The sequence below is a fragment of the Silanimonas sp. genome, assembly GCF_027530345.1.
In the GTDB taxonomy this organism is placed as follows: domain Bacteria; phylum Pseudomonadota; class Gammaproteobacteria; order Xanthomonadales; family Xanthomonadaceae; genus Silanimonas.
Window position 1 is genome coordinate 120,187 of record NZ_JAPZQK010000012.1, and the last position, 16,267, is coordinate 136,453.

Annotated in this window: 16 protein-coding genes, 4 tRNA genes and 1 pseudogene; 15 read left to right on the top strand and 6 right to left on the bottom strand. The window is 70.2% G+C overall.

The genetic code is table 11. The features are described from left to right. Positions 1–104 precede the first annotated feature (104 nt). Entirely contained in the window at positions 105–1,886 is a 1,782-nt protein-coding gene (locus tag O9255_RS07385; protein ID WP_297866217.1) for a S8 family serine peptidase, read from the top strand. Positions 1,887–2,003: 117 nt separating this feature from the next. Here the strand turns inward: O9255_RS07385 and O9255_RS07390 are convergent, their stop codons facing one another. Genes O9255_RS07390 through wrbA form a run of 3 tightly spaced genes read right to left on the bottom strand, consistent with a single transcriptional unit; the run spans position 2,004 to position 3,543 of the window. Further along, entirely contained in the window at positions 2,004–2,489 is a 486-nt protein-coding gene (locus O9255_RS07390; protein ID WP_297866218.1) for an asparaginase domain-containing protein, read from the bottom strand. A 33-nt stretch (positions 2,490–2,522) separates the two neighbouring features. Beyond that, positions 2,523–2,912: a DUF2069 domain-containing protein gene (locus O9255_RS07395; RefSeq protein ID WP_297866219.1), complete on the bottom strand. Its 390-nt coding sequence runs from the start codon at positions 2,910–2,912 to the stop codon at positions 2,523–2,525. Between the two features lie 40 nt (positions 2,913–2,952). Next, positions 2,953–3,543 carry an NAD(P)H:quinone oxidoreductase gene (gene wrbA / locus O9255_RS07400; protein WP_297866220.1) on the bottom strand — a complete coding sequence of 197 codons (591 nt, stop codon included), beginning with the start codon at positions 3,541–3,543 and terminating at the stop codon, positions 2,953–2,955. A gap of 99 nt (positions 3,544–3,642) precedes the next feature. Between wrbA and O9255_RS07405 the strand changes: the two genes are divergently transcribed. Both O9255_RS07405 and O9255_RS07410 read left to right on the top strand, forming a co-directional pair. Continuing rightward, positions 3,643–4,908, top strand: a complete 1,266-nt coding sequence (locus O9255_RS07405) for a YihY family inner membrane protein (RefSeq protein WP_297866221.1) — start codon at positions 3,643–3,645, stop codon at positions 4,906–4,908. Then, positions 4,908–5,570, top strand: a complete 663-nt coding sequence (locus O9255_RS07410; RefSeq protein ID WP_297866222.1) for a TlpA disulfide reductase family protein — start codon at positions 4,908–4,910, stop codon at positions 5,568–5,570. Before O9255_RS07405 ends, O9255_RS07410 begins: the two co-directional genes overlap by 1 nt. A 22-nt stretch (positions 5,571–5,592) precedes the next feature. Here the strand turns inward: O9255_RS07410 and ppk2 are convergent. From ppk2 to hemA, 3 genes and pseudogenes are all read right to left on the bottom strand, one after another. Beyond that, positions 5,593–6,417 (bottom strand): annotated as a pseudogene (ppk2, locus tag O9255_RS07415) (polyphosphate kinase 2); the annotation flags it as partial. A 64-nt stretch (positions 6,418–6,481) separates the two neighbouring features. Next, positions 6,482–7,567, bottom strand: a complete 1,086-nt coding sequence (prfA, locus tag O9255_RS07420) for a peptide chain release factor 1 (RefSeq protein WP_297866223.1) — start codon at positions 7,565–7,567, stop codon at positions 6,482–6,484. Further along, positions 7,564–8,844 carry a glutamyl-tRNA reductase gene (hemA, locus tag O9255_RS07425; RefSeq protein WP_297866224.1) on the bottom strand — a complete coding sequence of 427 codons (1,281 nt, stop codon included), beginning with the start codon at positions 8,842–8,844 and terminating at the stop codon, positions 7,564–7,566. The genes prfA and hemA overlap by 4 nt, the downstream gene beginning before the upstream one ends. A 67-nt stretch (positions 8,845–8,911) precedes the next feature. Here hemA and O9255_RS07430 point away from each other — a divergent pair, with 67 nt between their 5' ends. From O9255_RS07430 to O9255_RS07485, 12 genes are all read left to right on the top strand, one after another. Further along, positions 8,912–10,486 carry a tetratricopeptide repeat protein gene (locus tag O9255_RS07430; RefSeq protein ID WP_297866225.1) on the top strand — a complete coding sequence of 525 codons (1,575 nt, stop codon included), beginning with the start codon at positions 8,912–8,914 and terminating at the stop codon, positions 10,484–10,486. Positions 10,487–10,494: 8 nt separating this feature from the next. Then, positions 10,495–11,139 carry an outer membrane lipoprotein LolB gene (locus O9255_RS07435; protein WP_297866226.1) on the top strand — a complete coding sequence of 215 codons (645 nt, stop codon included), beginning with the start codon at positions 10,495–10,497 and terminating at the stop codon, positions 11,137–11,139. Continuing rightward, positions 11,136–12,029: a 4-(cytidine 5'-diphospho)-2-C-methyl-D-erythritol kinase gene (ispE, locus tag O9255_RS07440; protein WP_297866227.1), complete on the top strand. Its 894-nt coding sequence runs from the start codon at positions 11,136–11,138 to the stop codon at positions 12,027–12,029. The genes O9255_RS07435 and ispE overlap by 4 nt, the downstream gene beginning before the upstream one ends. Positions 12,030–12,044: 15 nt before the next feature. Further along, positions 12,045–12,121, top strand: a tRNA-Gln gene (locus O9255_RS07445). A 39-nt stretch (positions 12,122–12,160) separates the two neighbouring features. After that, the gene (locus O9255_RS07450; protein WP_297866228.1) at positions 12,161–13,117 is read left to right on the top strand and encodes a ribose-phosphate diphosphokinase; all 957 of its coding nucleotides are present in this window, start codon (positions 12,161–12,163) and stop codon (positions 13,115–13,117) included. A gap of 111 nt (positions 13,118–13,228) precedes the next feature. Further along, complete coding sequence (locus O9255_RS07455) at positions 13,229–13,921, top strand: 50S ribosomal protein L25/general stress protein Ctc (protein WP_297866229.1); 693 nt, start codon at positions 13,229–13,231, stop codon at positions 13,919–13,921. A gap of 62 nt (positions 13,922–13,983) precedes the next feature. Further along, positions 13,984–14,568, top strand: coding sequence for an aminoacyl-tRNA hydrolase (pth, locus tag O9255_RS07460; protein WP_297866230.1), 585 nt, complete (start codon positions 13,984–13,986; stop codon positions 14,566–14,568). A 37-nt stretch (positions 14,569–14,605) separates the two neighbouring features. Further along, on the top strand, positions 14,606–15,697 hold the full coding sequence (ychF, locus tag O9255_RS07465) for a redox-regulated ATPase YchF (RefSeq protein ID WP_297866231.1): 1,092 nt from the start codon (positions 14,606–14,608) through the stop codon (positions 15,695–15,697). Between the two features lie 83 nt (positions 15,698–15,780). Then, positions 15,781–15,866, top strand: a tRNA-Tyr gene (locus O9255_RS07470). Positions 15,867–15,916: 50 nt separating this feature from the next. Continuing rightward, a tRNA-Gly gene (locus tag O9255_RS07475) sits at positions 15,917–15,990 on the top strand. A gap of 28 nt (positions 15,991–16,018) precedes the next feature. Then, positions 16,019–16,094: transfer RNA gene (locus tag O9255_RS07480), tRNA-Thr, on the top strand. A gap of 32 nt (positions 16,095–16,126) precedes the next feature. Further along, a partial coding sequence (locus tag O9255_RS07485; RefSeq protein WP_284449322.1) for a GTP-binding protein occupies positions 16,127–16,267 on the top strand: 141 nt, incomplete at its 3' end.

Here is a 16,267-nt window from a genome sequence, read left to right on the forward strand (position 1 = left end):
GCCCACAGAACGCGCCAGCGCGTCGGGGCCGGCAACTGGCGCAGGGACGCCAAGGGCCTCGGCCCGACCTTCCGTTCGTTCAATTCGACCAGGGAAAACATCACGTGAATCGCAAGTCCTTCAAGCCCCACGCCCTCGCTGCCGCGCTGATCGTCGCGATGGCGCCGATGGGTGCTGCTGTCGCCGCCGATGGCGCGCGCATCGTCAACAAGGCTGCCGTCGAGTCCGGCGCCGAGTTCTCGGGCTTCATCGTCAAGTTCCGCGACGGCACCGCCCAGCGCGCCAATGCGGCCATGGTCGCCCGTTCGCTCCAGGGGGCGAACGCGGTGATGGCCAAGTCGTCGCGCGGCGCCGCCGGCCTGCGCCACTTCCGCCGCATGAGCCTCGGTGCCGACGTCATCCGCGCGAGCCGTGCGCTGACCTCGGCCGAAGCCGTGCAGGCCATGCAGCAGCTGGCCGCCGTGCCGGGCGTCGAGTACGTCGAGCCCGATCTGATCATGCGCCCGGCGCTGACGCCGAACGACACCCGCTACAACGAGCAGTGGGGCTTCTTCGACGCCGACGCCGGCATCCGCGCCAACACGGCGTGGGACGTCGCCACGGGTGCCGGCGTGATCGTCGCCGTCATCGACACCGGCCGCACCGCCCACAGCGACCTCGATGCCAACACGGTCGCCGGTTACGACTTCATCTCCAGCGCCACGACCGGTAACGACGGCAACGGCCGCGATGCCAACGAGTTCGACCCGGGTGACTGGACCACGGGCCAGTGCGGCGCCGCCAGCAACTCCAGCTGGCACGGCACCCACGTGGCCGGCACCATCGCCGCCGTGACCAACAACGCCAAGGGCGTGGCGGGTACGGCGTTCGGCGCCAAGGTCATGCACGTCCGCGCGCTGGGCACCTGCGGCGGCTCGACCTCGGACATTGCCGACGCCATCACCTGGTCCTCGGGCGGCACCGTCTCGGGCGTGCCGACCCTGTCGGCCGCGCAGGCGGCCAAGGTCATCAACCTGTCGCTCGGCGGCTCTGGCGCCTGCGGCACCACCACGCAGAACGCCATCAACGGCGCCGTGGGTCGTGGCTCGACGCTGGTCATCGCCGCCGGCAACAGCAACACGAACGTCTCGACCGCCACGCCGGCCAACTGCGCCAACGTGATTGCCGTCGCCTCGGTGACCAGCGCCTCCGCCCGTTCGAGCTTCTCGAACTTCGGCACGCTGATCGACGTCTCCGGCCCGGGCTCGGCCATCCTGTCGACGCTGAACTCGGGCACCACGGCGCCGGGCGCTGAGACCTATGCCAGCTACAGCGGCACCTCGATGGCCACCCCGCACGTGGCCGGCGTCGTCGCCCTGATGCAGAGCCGCCGCATCGCGCTCGGTCTGCCGCTGCTGACGCCCGCCGAAGTCGAGTCGACGCTGAAGAGCACGGCCTATGCCCTGGCGGGTGCCTGCACGGGCGGCTGCGGCGCGGGCATCGTCGACGCCCGTCGCGCGGTTGATTCCGCCGGTGGCGGCGGTGGTGGTGGCACGCCCCCGACCACGCAGACGTACGCCAACGAGACCGACTTCGCGATCCGCGACAACACCACGATCAATTCGCCGATCACGGTGTCGGGCCGCAGCGGCAACGCCCCGTCGACCGCCTCCGTGTCGGTGGACATCCTCCACGCCTACCGCGGCGACATGCTGGTCCAGCTGGTCGCGCCGGACGGTTCGCTGTACACGATCTCGAATCGTGCGGGCGGCAGCGCGGACAACCTGATCGGTACCTACACGATCAACCTGTCCTCGGAACTGCTCAACGGCACCTGGAACCTGCGCGTCAACGACAACGCGGCCGGCGACACCGGCACGCTGCGTCGCTGGACGATCACGTTCTAAAGGCCTCAAGGGGAGCGACGGCGGGTCCGGGCTTCGGCCCGGGCCCGACGGCGTCACCCCCGCCTTGCATCACCAAGAAGCCCGCGCCTCAAAGGTGCGGGCTTCTTCGTTCCGGCCTCATCCGATCGCTTCGAAGCGGTTCGCGGCCACGTTCTTGCGCACCTTGAAGGGGTCCCACACGCGGCCGTTCATGGCGATGTACACGCCAGGCGGCATCGACTGCACCGCGCCGACCGCGCAGCCGACGTTGAACTCGGTGTCGGAACCGCGGAAGCGCGCCGGGCTCAGCGCACCCGTCAGCACGATGGTCTTGCCGAGGTCGGCCAGCACCTTCGCGGTCTCCACCATCGTGTCGGTGCCGTGGGTGATCAGCACGTGCTTCTGCGGCTGTGCCGCGATCAGCGTGCGCACCATCTGCCGGTCGTCGTCGGTGATGTGCAGGCTGTCCTTGCGGAGCGCCGGGATGACGGTGAAGCGGAAGGCGACGCCGAGCTCGCGAAGGATGGTGCCGATCTGCGGTTCGCCGACCTGGTAGTCCGACTTGTCGTCGAAGTAGACCTTGTCGATCGTGCCGCCGGTGGTGACGATCAGCAGTTCGTCCATCGCGGTGCTCCGTGAGCGTGAGGGGGCGGCAGTTTACTGCGCGTCCGGGCCGGCGGCGGTGTCGGACTCCGCGGGCTTCGGGCGCCGTGCCGCCGCCCGGGCCTGCAGCCCGCGCCAGCTGGCGGCGATGACCAGTCCCACGGAGAGCAGCGTTTCCACCCAGGCCAGCGCGGTGACCTCGGGATTGCTCCACAGCTCCATGACGCCGTGCGAGAAGTACAGCAGGGCGGCCACCCCCCCCCAGAACCCCGCGCTCGGGCGGCGGAACACCCCAAGTAGCACGGCAGGCAGGATCGGCAGGCTCATCACCACGACGACGAAGACCGGCGGCAGCCAGGTGGAGGGCGCCAGCCAGAGGTGCCAGGCGGGTTGCAGCAGGGCCAGGGCGAGGATCCACGGCAGCGGGCGGAGCAGGGCGTTCATCGGTGCGGGTCTCGTCGGTGGGGCGTGGCGGTGGAGGCGTTCAGCCGAGGCGTCGAGCGACATCGGCGAGCCGGCGGCCGAGGGCCTGTGCCAGCGCCTTCTCGTCCTCGCTCAGGGTGGCGTCGTCGCTGGCGCCGGCCACGTGGCTGGCGCCATAGGGCGTGCCACCGCTGCGCGTGCTGGACAGGGCCGCTTCCGAGAACGGCAGGCCGACGATCAGGCAGCCGTGATGCAGCAGTGGCAGGTGCATCGAGAGCAGGGTGGATTCCTGCCCGCCGTGCATGGAGGCCGTCGAGGTGAACACGGCGGCCGGCTTGCCGACCAGCGTGCCCGAGGCCCACTCCGCACCGGTGGTGTCGAGGAAATGCTTCATCGGCGCGGCCATATTGCCGAAGCGCGTGGGGCTGCCCAACGCGACGCCGGCGCACTCCGCCAGATCGGCCTTGGTGACGTAGGGCGCGCCGTCCTCGGGGACCGGCGGGCTGGCGGTGGTGGTGGTTGGCGCGACCGGGGGCACGGTGCGCAGCCGCGCCGTCATGCCGTCGATCGACTCGATGCCGCGCGCGATCTGCCGCGCCAGCGCGGCCACCGAGCCGCCGCGGCTGTAGTAGAGGACAAGCACGTCGGCCATGGCGGCTCCGGGCGGGAAAGACGGGCGCGAAGGCTAACGCATCGCGGGTGCTCGCCGGCGTGAGGCGCAATCGCCGCCCGTCGCGATAGGCTTCGGCCCATGACTTGGCTTGCCGTCCTCCAGCGCTGGTGGGATCGCCTCGACCGCGACCTCAGCACCACGTTCTTCCGTTTTCTCGCCCGGCGCTTCGTCGACGACCGCTGCTTCGAGTCGGCGGGCGCGCTGTCCTACACCACGGTGTTCGCGCTGGTGCCGCTGTCAGCCGTGGTGTTCGCCATCCTTGCGGCGTTTCCGGTGTTCGATGCCTGGACGCAGGCGCTGGTCGACTTCGTGTTCCAGAACTTCGTGCCCGAAGCCGCCTCGGCGGTGGCCGACACCCTCCGGCAGCTCGCGGGCAGCGCCCGCCAGCTCAGCCTGAAGGGCCTCGTCGCGCTGCTAGTCTCCGTGCTGCTGGTGATGCTGGCCATCGAACAGACCTTCGACCGCATCTGGCGCGTGCCGCAGCCGCGGCCGACGCTGTGGCGGCTGGTGGTGTACTGGACGCTGCTCACCCTTGGCGCCGTGCTGGCGGCCTCCAGCCTCGCTGTCAGCACCTGGCTGTTCGCGCTGCCGGCCTTCGCCAAGGCGAACGCCACGCTGGGCCAGCAGGCCCTCGGCGCGATGCCCTTCGTGGTGGCGTTCATCGTGTTCACCGCGGCCTACCGGTTGATCCCGAACCGACCCGTGCCGCTGCGCTTCGCGCTGGCCGGCGCGCTGCTGGCTGCCGCGCTGTTCGAAACCGCCAAGCACGGCTTTGCGTGGTACCTGCGCAACACCAATTTCGAGCAGCTGTACGGCGCGCTGGCGGTCATCCCGATTTTCCTCGTCTGGGTGTGGCTGAGCTGGCTGGTCGTGCTGCTGGGGGCCTCGCTCGCGGCTTCGCTGGGCGCCTTCCGCTACCAGCCGCGGCACCAGCGCCTGCCCGCCGGTGCCGAGCTCTACGCCTGCTTGCGCCTGCTGGCCCGGCTGGAGGAGAGCCGCCGCCACGGTCGCGGCCTTGACGCCGAGGCGCTGCGCGCGCTGGAGCCGGCGCTGACCGACGACCTCTGCCAGAGGCTGCTGGGCGGATTGGCCGAACGCCACATCGTGCAGCGCGGAGAAAGCGGGGCGTGGCTGCCGGTGCGCGACCTGTCGACGGTCACGCTGGAAGACCTGCACGAGCGCCTCGGTCTGCGCCTGCCGCCGTCTGATTGCGCGCTCCCGGGTGCCGAGGACGCCATCGGACGGGCCGCGCTGGCGGCGCTTCGCCACCTGCGACAGCCCCTCGACACCGCCCTCAGGCATCCTCTCTCCGATTTCCTCCTTCCCGAACCGGATTCCCCGTGATGCCTTCCTGCTCCGCCTTCGCCCGTCCCGCGCTCGTCGCCGCCGTCGCCCTCGTGCTTGCCGCCTGCGGGCCGTCCGAGTCGGTGTCGCCGGATGCCGGCCCGGTCGAGGCCGCCACGCCGATCGGTGATGCGGCGCCCGTCGAAGCCGCGCCGGCAACGGCCGAGGCCGCACCTGCCGCTGCGCCTTCGGCAGCAGCCGACGCCGCCAAGCCCACGCATCCCACGCTCGCCGTCGACACCGTCGACCACGGTCGCTTCGACCTCGCCTCGCATCGCGGCCAGTGGGTGGTGGTGAACTTCTGGGCGACCTGGTGCGCGCCCTGCCTGAAGGAGATCCCCGACCTGAATGCTCTGGATGCGAAGCGCGAGGATCTCGTGGTCATCGGCCTCGCCTACGAGGAAATCACCCCCGAGGCGATGCGCGCCTTCTATGTCGAGAAGGTGAAGCCGGAGTACCCCGTCGCCATCGTCGACGTTTACAACCCGCCGGCCGATTTCGACACCCCGCGCGGCCTGCCGTTCACCGTGCTGGTCGCGCCCGACGGCACCGTGGGCCACAAGTTCCTTGGCCCCGTCACCGGCAACGAGATCGAAGCGAAGATCAGCGAGGTTTCCGCGGCTTCGACGTCGGCGGGCGAGGCCGCGTCGACGCCGGCGTGACCGGCGCCTCCGATTCCGACGAGTCCGTGATCGGCGGCAGGGTCACATAGCGCTCCGGCAGGGGCTTGCCGGACAGCTTCGGCAACTTCAGTGCGCGATCGTCCGGCGCCTGCCAGGGCAGGCCGCCCAGCCAATGGCGGATCATCGTCAGCCGGCCGCGGCGCTGGTCGTTGAAGTCCACCAGGGTCCATGGCGCGTGCGCGGTGTGCGTGGCGGCGAGCATCGCCTCGCGCGCCTTGGTGTACTCGGCGTACTTCTCGCGCGCCTGCAGGTCGATCGGCGAGAGCTTGTAGCGCTTCAGCGGGTCCTGGGCGCGTTCGGCGAAGCGCTCCTCCTGTTTCGCCTGGTCGACGCCCAGCCAGTACTTGGCGATGCGGATGCCGTCGTCGACGAGCAGCTTCTCGAACACCGGCACCTGCTCGAGGAACGCGCGGTACTGCGCATCGGTGCAGAAGCCCATCACCTTCTCGACGCCAGCCCGGTTGTACCAGCTGCGATCCATGAGCACGATCTCGCCGGCCGCGGGCAGGTGCGTGACGTAGCGCTGGAAGTACCACTGCCCGCGCTCGGTCTCGGTGGGCTTGTTGAGCGCGACGACGCGGCAGTGGCGGGGGTTCAGGGTTTCGGCGATGGCGTGGATCACGCCGCCCTTGCCGGCGGTGTCGCGGCCTTCGACGATCACCAGCAGGCGCTGGCCGGTGGCGGCCACCCAGCGCTCCGCTTCGGAAAGCGCGAGCTGCAGCGGCGCGAGGCGCTCGAGGTAGTCCTTCTTCCTCAGCTTGCCGTTGCCGTTGTCGGCGCCGTTGCTGGTGTCGTCGCGTTTGGCCGCCGCCTTGGTCTTCGCCATCCGCCGACCTTAGCGCGGTGCTGGCCGGGCCGCATCGTGGTGCCCAATACGGCCCAGAGAGGACTCAGGCGGCTTCGGTCAGCAGCTTGAGTTCGTCGGCTTGGGCTTCCTGCGCCAGGCGCTGCACCAATTCGTCGAGGTCGCCTTCGATGATCGTCGGCAGCGCGTAGAGCGTCAGCCCTTCGACGCGGTGGTCGGTGACGCGGCCCTGCGGGAAGTTCCAAGTGCGGATGCGCGCGCTGCGGTCGCCGCTGCCCACCTGCAGGCGGCGCGAAGCGGCGGTGGCGGCTTGCTGCGCGGCCACCTGCTGCTCGTACAGGGCCGACTTCAGGCGCTGCATGGCCTTGTCGCGGTTGGCGTGCTGGCTGCGCTCCGTCTGGCACTCCACCACGAGGCCGCTCGGCACGTGGGTGATGCGGATGGCCGATTCCGTCTTGTTGACGTGCTGGCCGCCGGCGCCCGAGCTGCGGAAGGTGTCGACTTTCAGGTCGGCCGGGCTGATAACCACCTCGGCCACGTCCTCGAGCTCGGGGAGGATCGCCACGGTCGCCGCCGAGGTGTGGATGCGGCCCTGCGCTTCCGTCTCGGGCACGCGCTGCACGCGATGCGTACCGGATTCGTACTTCAGCTTGGAATACGCGCCACGGCCTTCGACGCGCGCGACGATTTCCTTGAAGCCGCCGTGCTCGCCCGGGTTGGCGCTCTGAACCTCGACGCGCCAGCCCTGCCGTTCGGCGAAGCGGGCGTACATGCGGAACAGGTCACCGGCGAAAATCGCCGCTTCATCGCCACCGGTGCCGGCGCGGATCTCGAGGAACAGGTTGCCTTCGTCGCGCGGGTCCTTCGGCACCAGCAGCAGGGTGAGTTCGTCGTCGAGCGCGGCAAGCGCCTCGCGGATGGTCGGCAGCTCGTCCTCGGCCATGGCGCGCAAGTCGGGGTCGGCGAGCATCGCCTCGGCTTCGCGGCGGTCGGCCTGCAGCGCGGCCTCGCGCGACAGCGCGTCAGCCACGGGCTGCAGCTGGGAGAACTCACGGGACAGCGCGCGGAACTTCGCGTTGTCGGCGATCACCGAGGGCTCGGCGAGCAGGCGCCCCACCTCTTCATGGCGCTCGGCGAGCGCCAGCAGCTTGCGACGCAGCCCCGGGCTCATGCGGATTCGCTGGGGGCGGAGGGCGAACCGTCGGCGGCGAAGAGCTTCGCCGCGGCGGCGAGCGTGGCCGCATCGCCGTCCAGCGCCGCCTGCCTCAGCGCCGTCGAGGGCGCATGCAGCAGCTGGTTGGTGAGCTGGTGCGCGAGGCGCTCCATCACCGCCTCGGCCGGTTCGCCGGCGGCCAGCCGCTCGCGCGCCTTGGCCAGTGCATCGGCCTTGGCGAGCTCGGCGGTGCGCCGGAGCGCCCGCAGGCTGTCCTGCTGGCCCTGCGCACGCCACCAGGCCATGAAGTGCTCGACCGACAGGTCGATGATCGCCTCGGCCTGCTCGGCGGCGGCCTGGCGCGAGGCCTTACCCTCGCTGATGACCTGTTCGAGGTCGTCGACGGTGTAGAGGTAGGCGTTCGGAAGCTGCGCCACGCCGGCTTCGATGTCGCGCGGCACGGCCAGGTCGAGCAGGAACATCGGGCGCTGGCGTCGGGCCTTCAGCGCGTCGCGGACGTCGGCGGCACGCAGCACCGGCTCGCGCGCCGCCGTGGCGGAGATCACCACGTCGGCTTCGGGCAGGTGGCGCGGCAGCTCGGAGAGGGGCAGGGCGTAGCCACCCACGCGGGAGGCCAGCGCTTGCGCGTGCTCAAGCGTGCGGTTGGCGATCAGCAGGCGCTTGGCCTCGGCGTTGACGAGGTGTTTGGCGGCCAGCTCGATGGTGTCGCCGGCGCCGACCAGCAGCACGGTGGCGCGGTCGAGGTCGGCGAACACCTGGCGCACGAGGCGCACGCCGGCGTAGGCGACGGACACGGGATGGGCGCCGATGCGGGTGTCGGTGCGCACGCGCTTGGCCACCGCGAAGCTCTGCTGGAACAGGCGGTCCAGCGGCGTCCGAAGGCTGCCGGCGCCGCGCGCCTGCTGCCAGGCGTCCTTCACTTGGCCGAGGATCTGCGGTTCGCCCAATACCAGCGAATCGAGCCCCGTCGCCACGCGGAACAGGTGGCGCACGGCCGCATCGCCCTCGTGCGTGTACACGTAGGTGGCCAGCGCATCGGTGGCGAGGCCGTTGCGGCGCGCCAGCCAGTCGATGACCGCCGGCACGCGGCCATCGTCGATGCGCGCGTAGATCTCGGTGCGGTTGCAGGTGCTGACCAGCGCCGCTTCCTCGACTCCCTCGACCTGCTGGAGCTGCCGCAGCGTCTCGGCCATCTGCGCTTCGCCCACGGCCACCTTCTCGCGCACCTCGACGGGCGCGGTCTGGTGGTTCACTCCGAGGGCGATCAAGGGCATGGCGGGCGCGGAAGCGGGCGCAGGACGGTGACGGGGCGTTATTCTAGCGGCCCCGCTTGGAGTCCCGATGAATCGCCGTTCCTGGAGTCCGTTCGCGCTGCCCCTTGCCGCGCTGCTGTCGTTCGGACCCGTGGCCTCGTCACCGTCCCGGGCGGCCGCGATGCCCCCCGACGTCCTCGAAGCCCTGCTCGCGGCCGAATTCGCCCGCATCGGCGGCGATACCGAAGCCGCGGCGGCGCATGCGCTGGTGGCATCACGGGCGTCGCGCGACGTCGTACTGGCCGAGCGCGCGGTCCAGTCGGCACTCGAGGCGGACGACACCTTCCGCGCGGCCGCGGCGCTGGAGCGCTGGACGCTGCTGCAGCCGCAGTCGGCGCGTCGCGATTCGTTGGCCCTGCGTTTCCACATCGTGCAAGGCGACGACGACCGCGCGGTGGAGACCGCGCTCCGACTGCTGGGCGACGAATCGAACCTCGCCGTTCTCGTCGCCGGACTGGAGGCGCCGTATCCCGACCAGGGCGTCATCGCCCGCGCGGTGCTGCGCGCCCTGCTGGTCGAGCCGGGCTTCCCGCAGCGCCTCGACGCCTGGTTGGCCATGGCCGGTTTGGCCCAACGGCTCGGCGACGGCACGCTCTCGGCGCAGTGGGTCGACGCGCTGGTGCGGCGCTTTCCCGCCGATCCCCGCGCCGGGCTGCTGCGCGCGGAGCGCCTGACCCAGCGCGGCGAGCGCGAGGCCGCCCGTGCCGAGGTACGGCTGGTGCTCTCGCGCGGCGACCTGCCGGCCGAGCAGCGCCGCATCGCCGCCGAGGCCCTGGCCGTGCTGGGGGATCCCGAGGGAGCCGCTGCGGCCATGGCGCAAGGACCGCAGGATGCGCGATCGATGACGCTGCGCTCCACCTGGCTGGCCCGGGCTGGCGATCTGGAAGGATTGCGGCTGCTGTTCAACGAGGCCGAGGTACTTGCCTCCAGTCGCGCTGCCCCCGAGCCCGCGCTCCCCCTGCTGCTGGGCGAACTCGCCGAACGCCTGCAGGACTGGCCCGCCGCGGAGCGCTGGTACCGCCGTCTCAATCAAGGCGAGGCCCGCGATCGCGCCCGGCTGCGGCTGGGCGTGGTGCTGGCCCGGCAGTCCCGCTTCGACGACAGCCTTGCCGCCCTGCGCGAGCTGCAGGCCGACGACAGCGCCGATGGCGCCATCCGCCGCGATGCCTTCATCGCCGAGGCCGACCAGTGGGAATCCCGCCGCCGACGCCCCGAGGCCGAATTGGCGCTGACCCGTGGCCTTGAAGTGCTCGAGGACGACCCCGGCCTGCGCGTGGCCCGGGCTCGCGTCGCCCGCAATGCCAGCAAGCCGGCCGAGGCCGAGGCCGATCTGCGCGCGGTTCTCGCGCGCGACCCGCGCCATGCGCCGGCCTTGCGAGCGCTTGGCAGCCTGATGCTGGCCCGTGGCCAGCCGGCGGCGGCCGAACCGCTGCTCGCCAGTGCGTGGGCGGTCGAAGCCGGCGGCCCAACGGCCGCCGCTTGGGGCGAAGCCCTATGGCTGCTCGGGCGCACCGCCGAGGCCCGCGCGGCTTGGCAGCGCGGCCGCCAGCTCGACCCCGCGGACCCGGTGCTTGCCGACACCTTGGAGCGTTACGGCCAATGATCGTTCGCGTGCTTGTTCTTCTGCTCGTCCTGCTCGCCACCGGCTGCGCCACGCAGCGCGGGGTCGGCCCGTCGCCCGCGGCCGGGGAGGGGGGCGTTCCCGCGCAAGCCGTCGCGCCGCCGCCGGATTCCCCCGAAGCCTTCGCGGCGCTGGCCGCTCGCGATGCCCAGTTGCGCGATGCCCCGGGCTGGGCGCTGGCCGGCCGCCTTGCCGTGGCCCGCGGGAATGACGGCGGGACGCTCAACGTGCAGTGGGTGCAGACGGGTGCCGCGTTCGATATCCGTCTGAGCGCTCCGGTCACCGGCAAGCAATGGCGCCTGTCCGGAGGCGCGGAAGGCGCCATCCTCGAAGGCCTGGAGGGTGGCCTCCGAGAGGGGCCGGACCCCGAAGCTCTGCTGCTCGAGGCCACCGGCTGGCGCTTGCCGATCCGCCAGATGCCCGATTGGGTGCGTGGCCTGCGCGGCCCGGGGCCGGTCGCGGGCCTGTTGGTCGATGCGGAAGGGCGCCCCGTGGCCTTCCAGCAGGACGCCTGGACCCTGTCTTTCCGCGACTGGTGGCCCGGCGATCCGCCGCTGCCACGGCGCGTCTTCGCGGAAGCGGAGGGCGCTTCGGTCCGGCTGGTGGTCAGCGAGTGGAAGGCGCGCCCGGAATGACGGCCTCGCCCGACGAGCGCCCCGGCTGGCGGGCCTTTCCGGCCCCGGCCAAGCTGAACCTGTGTCTCGCCATCACTGGGCGACGGCCCGACCGCTACCACGCCCTCCAGACGGTCTTCCAACTGCTCGACTGGGGCGACACGGTGTGGCTGCGCCCCCGCGACGACGGCCGCATCGAGCGGGTCGGCGCGCCGGCCTACGCGCCGGACCCGGCGAAAGACCTGATCATCCGCGCGGCTGAACGCCTGCGTTCCGAGGTGATTGGCTCCGATAACGCGCTAAAAATTCAATATAGTGTCGACATCGCCGTCGAAAAGTGCATTCCCGTGGGTGGGGGCTTCGGTGGCGGCTCGTCCGATGCGGCCACCGTGTTGGTCGCCCTCGACCAGCTCTGGGGCCTGCACCTCGGCGTCGACCGCCTCGCGGCGCTGGGGCTGGCGCTCGGCGCCGATGTTCCGGTATTCGTCCGTGGCCACAGTGGATGGGCCGAGGGGGTGGGGGAGGCCCTCACCCCGATGGCCTTGGGTGAGCGTCATTACCTCGTCGCCGACTCCGGGGTTTCCGTCCCGACGGCTGAACTCTTCCAAGCCCCTGATTTGAAGCGGGATGCGCCCCCCGCTACAATCGCCGACTTCCTTTCCGGGACGGTCCGCGGCAACGCCTTCGAGCCGGTGCTGCGCCAGCGCGCGCCACTCGTGTCGAAGCTGCTGGATCGTCTGGAGGCATTCGGGGATGCGCGGCTCACCGGTACCGGGGGCGGCTGCTTCGTCGAACTGCCTTCGCGGGCCGAGGCCGAAGTCGCGCAGCGCCAGCTGTCGGCCGAGGGCTGGGATTGCCGGGCCTGCGTCGGCGTCGATCGTTCTCCCCTCGGGGCGGCGCTCGTCGGCTGAGCGCGACAGATACACAGGGGCGTCGCCAAGTGGCCCAAGGCACCGGGTTTTGATCCCGGCATTCGTAGGTTCGAATCCTACCGCCCCTGCCACACCGATCCGCCCGGCCACACCTTCCCGGAGCCCAAGCGATGCGCAAGCAAAACCTGCTGCTGTTCACCGGCAATGCGAACCGCCCGCTGGCCCTCTCGGTGTGCCGCGAACTCGGCGTACCGCTGGGCAAGGCCCTCGTGGGCCGGTTCTCCGACGGCGAAGTGCAGGTCGAGATCGAAGAGAACGTCCGCGGCCAGGACGTGTTCGTGCTGCAGCCCACCAACGCGCCCACCGCCGAGAACCTGATGGAGCTGCTGGTGCTGGTCGACGCGCTGAAGCGCGCATCGGTCAACAGCGTCACCGCCGTGGTGCCGTACTTCGGCTACGCCCGCCAGGACCGCCGGCCGCGCTCGGCGCGCGTGCCGATCACCGCGAAGGTCGCGGCGAAGATGTTCGGCGCCGTCGGCACCGACCGCCTGCTCACCATCGACCTGCACGCCGACCAGATCCAGGGCTTCTTCGACATCCCGGTCGACAACGTCTACTCCTCGCCGCTGCTGCTGGCCGACATCTGGCGCACGCACGGCACCGAGAACCTGATCGTCGTCTCGCCGGACGTCGGTGGCGTGGTCCGCGCGCGTAGCATCGCCAAGCGCCTCGACGACGCCGACCTCGCGATCATCGACAAGCGCCGTCCGCGCGCCAACGTCGCCACGGTGATGAACATCATCGGCGACGTCGAGGGCAAGACCTGCGTGCTGGTCGACGACATCGTCGACACCGCCGGCACGCTCTGCGCCGCGGCCGCCGCCCTGAAGAACCACGGTGCCCGCAAGGTCGTCGCCTACTGCACCCATCCGGTGCTGTCCGGCGCGGCGATCAGCAACGTCACCAACAGCCAGCTCGACGAGCTGGTCGTCACCGACACCATCCCGCTGTCGGAGACCGCGCGCCTGTGCCCGCGGATCCGTCAGCTCAGCGTCGCCGAACTGCTCGCCGAGACCGTCCGCCGCATCGCCTTCGGCGAATCGGTCTCCGAGCTCTACGTCGACTGATCCATCCGCCGCGCCGGGCCTGCCCGTCGCGGCTGCTGCACCACTGCCCTGGTCGCGGGGCAGTGTCCCAACCGCCGCGAGGCGGTCACTTCAAAGCAAGGCAACACGAACATGGCAACCCACATCATCAACGCCACCAGCCGCAAGGACGAGGGTAAGGGTGCGAGCCGCCGCCTCCGTCTCACCGGCCAGGTCCCGGCGATCGTCTACGGCGCCAACGCCAACCCGGAGTCGATCCAGCTCAACCACGAGAAGCTCTGGCTGATCCAGCAGAACGAGTGGTTCTACGCCTCGATCCTCGACCTCGACGTCGACGGCAAGGTGCAGAAGGTGCTGCTGCGTGACATGCAGCGCCATCCGTACAAGCAGATCGTCATGCACATCGACTTCCAGCGCATCGACGAGAACTCGCCGATCCGCTTCAAGGTGCCGCTGCACTTCGTCAACCAGGAAACCTCGCCGGCCGGCAAGACGGCGGGCGTCGTCATCACCCACGAACTGAACGACGTCGAAGTCTCGGCCCTGCCGAAGGACCTGCCGGAGTTCATCGAAGTCGACCTGTCGGCCCTGACCCTCGGCGACATCGTCCACCTGTCGGCGCTCAAGCTGCCGGCCGGCGTGACGATCCCCGAGCTGAAGCTGGGCAAGGAGCACGACCTCGCCGTCGTGATCGCCAAGCAGGCCCGCGCCGCCGAGGAAGAGATCGCTGCTCCGGCCGCCGCCGAAGTGCCGAGCACCAAGTCGGCCAAGGCTGCTGCCGCTCCGGCCGCCGCCGCGCCGGCCAAGCCCGCGAAGAAGAAGTAATCGTGCCGTCCGTGGCGCCCTGAGCGGGCGCCACGGCGGAGTCAGCGATTACCGAATCAGCGATGGCTGGCTTGCGCCTCATTGTCGGGCTGGGGAATCCCGGTGCCGAATACGACCGGACCCGGCACAACGCCGGGTTCTGGTTTGTTGACGCCCTCGCGGAGCAGGCGAATGCCCGCTGGGGCCTCGATTCGAAGCTGCACGGCGAGATCGCGAAAGCCGACGTCGCCGGGCACGCGCTGTGGCTGCTCAAGCCCAGTACCTTCATGAACGCGTCGGGCCGCTCGGTGGCCGCGGCGCTGCGTTACTGGAAGATCGACCCCTCCGAATGCCTCGTCGCGCACGACGAGCTCGACCTCGCGCCCGGCGTCGCGCGCCTGAAGTTTGACGGCGGCCACGGCGGCCAGAACGGTTTGCGCGACATCCATGCCCAGCTCGGGCACGGCAAGTACCACCGCCTGCGGGTCGGCATCGGCCACCCCGGTGACAAGACCAAGGTCACGCCCTGGGTGCTCGGACGCCCCGGTCGTGACGACGAGGCCGCCATCCGTGCCGCCCTCGACGACACGCTGCGCGTGCTGCCTTTGGCGCTCGCCGGCGATTTCCCCGAGGCGATGAAGCGCCTCCACACCCCCGCCTCGCGCTGACCGCACCGCGGCCGCGCCACCTCGAACCGGAGTCACCATGGGCATCAAGTGCGGCATCGTCGGCCTGCCGAACGTCGGCAAGTCCACCCTCTTCAACGCGCTGACGAAGGCCGGCATCGCTGCCGAGAACTATCCGTTCTGCACGATCGAGCCGAACGTCGGCATCGTCGAGGTGCCGGACAAGCGCCTCGACGCGCTTGCTGCCATCGTCAAGCCGCAGAAGGTGCAGCCGGCCATCGTCGAGTTCGTCGATATCGCTGGCCTCGTCGCCGGCGCGAGCAAAGGCGAAGGCCTCGGCAACCAGTTCCTCGCGAACATCCGCGAGACCGACGCCATCGTGAACGTGGTCCGCTGCTTCGACGATGCCAACGTCGTGCACGTCTCCGGCCGCGTCGATCCGATCGCCGATATCGAAACCATCGTCACCGAGCTGGCGCTCGCCGACCTCGCCGCGGTTGAGAAAGCGATCCAGCGCGAGGGCAAGCGCGCGAAGTCCGGCGACAAGGACGCGCAGAAGCTGGTTGCCGTGCTCGAGCGCCTGATGCCGGTGCTCAACGAGGGCCGCCCCGCGCGCGCCATCGAGTTCAGCGACGACGAGAAGCTGCTGCTGAAGCCGCTCTGCCTGCTCACCATCAAGCCGGCCATGTATGTCGGCAACGTGCTCGAGGACGGCTTCGAGAACAACCCGCACCTCGACCGCCTGCGCGAATTCGCGTCGCGCGAGCGGGCGCCGGTCGTGGCGGTGTGCGCCAAGATCGAGGCGGAGCTCGCCGACCTCGAGGACGCCGACAAGCAGGCCTTCCTCGAGGATCTCGGCTTCGAGGAGCCGGGCCTGAACCGCCTGATCCGCGCTGGCTACGACCTGCTCGGCCTGCAGACCTACTTCACCGCCGGCGTGAAGGAAGTCCGCGCCTGGACCATCCTCAAGGGCGACACCGCCCCGAAGGCGGCTGGCGTGATCCACACCGATTTCGAGAAGGGCTTCATCCGCGCCCAGACCATCGCCTTCGACGACTACGTCGCCTACAAGGGCGAGCAGGGCGCCAAGGAAGCCGGCAAGCAGCGCGCCGAAGGCAAGGACTACGTGGTCAAGGATGGCGACGTCCTGAACTTCCTGTTCAACGTCTGAATCGAGGGCGGCGGGGCGGCACGCGCGGTGGCTCTGGCGCGTTGACAAGCCGTCACGCCCTCGCCAGAATATGCGGCTCTGTCGGAGGAATACCCAAGCGGCCAACGGGGGCAGACTGTAAATCTGCTGGCTCACGCCTTCGGTGGTTCGAATCCACCTTCCTCCACCACTCCCGGCGCCCCGCGGCGACGAGGGTGGCAAGAACGGTCCAGCCTTCGGGCGGGAGTAGTTCAATGGTAGAACCTCAGCCTTCCAAGCTGATGGTGCGGGTTCGATTCCCGTCTCCCGCTCCATGGTTCCACCGGCAACACCAAAAAACTCGCTCACATAGCTCAGTCGGTAGAGCACTTCCTTGGTAAGGAAGAGGTCGCAGGTTCGATTCCTGTTGTGAGCACCATCCTCAGAACCATCATCACCGGGTAGACGGCAATGGCAAAGGGCAAGTTCGAGCGCACCAAGCCTCACGTGAACGTGGGCACGATCGGTCACGTTGACCACGGCAAGACGACGCTGACGGCGGCGCTGACGAAGATTGGCGCAGAGCGTTTCGGTGGTGAGTTCAAGGCTTAC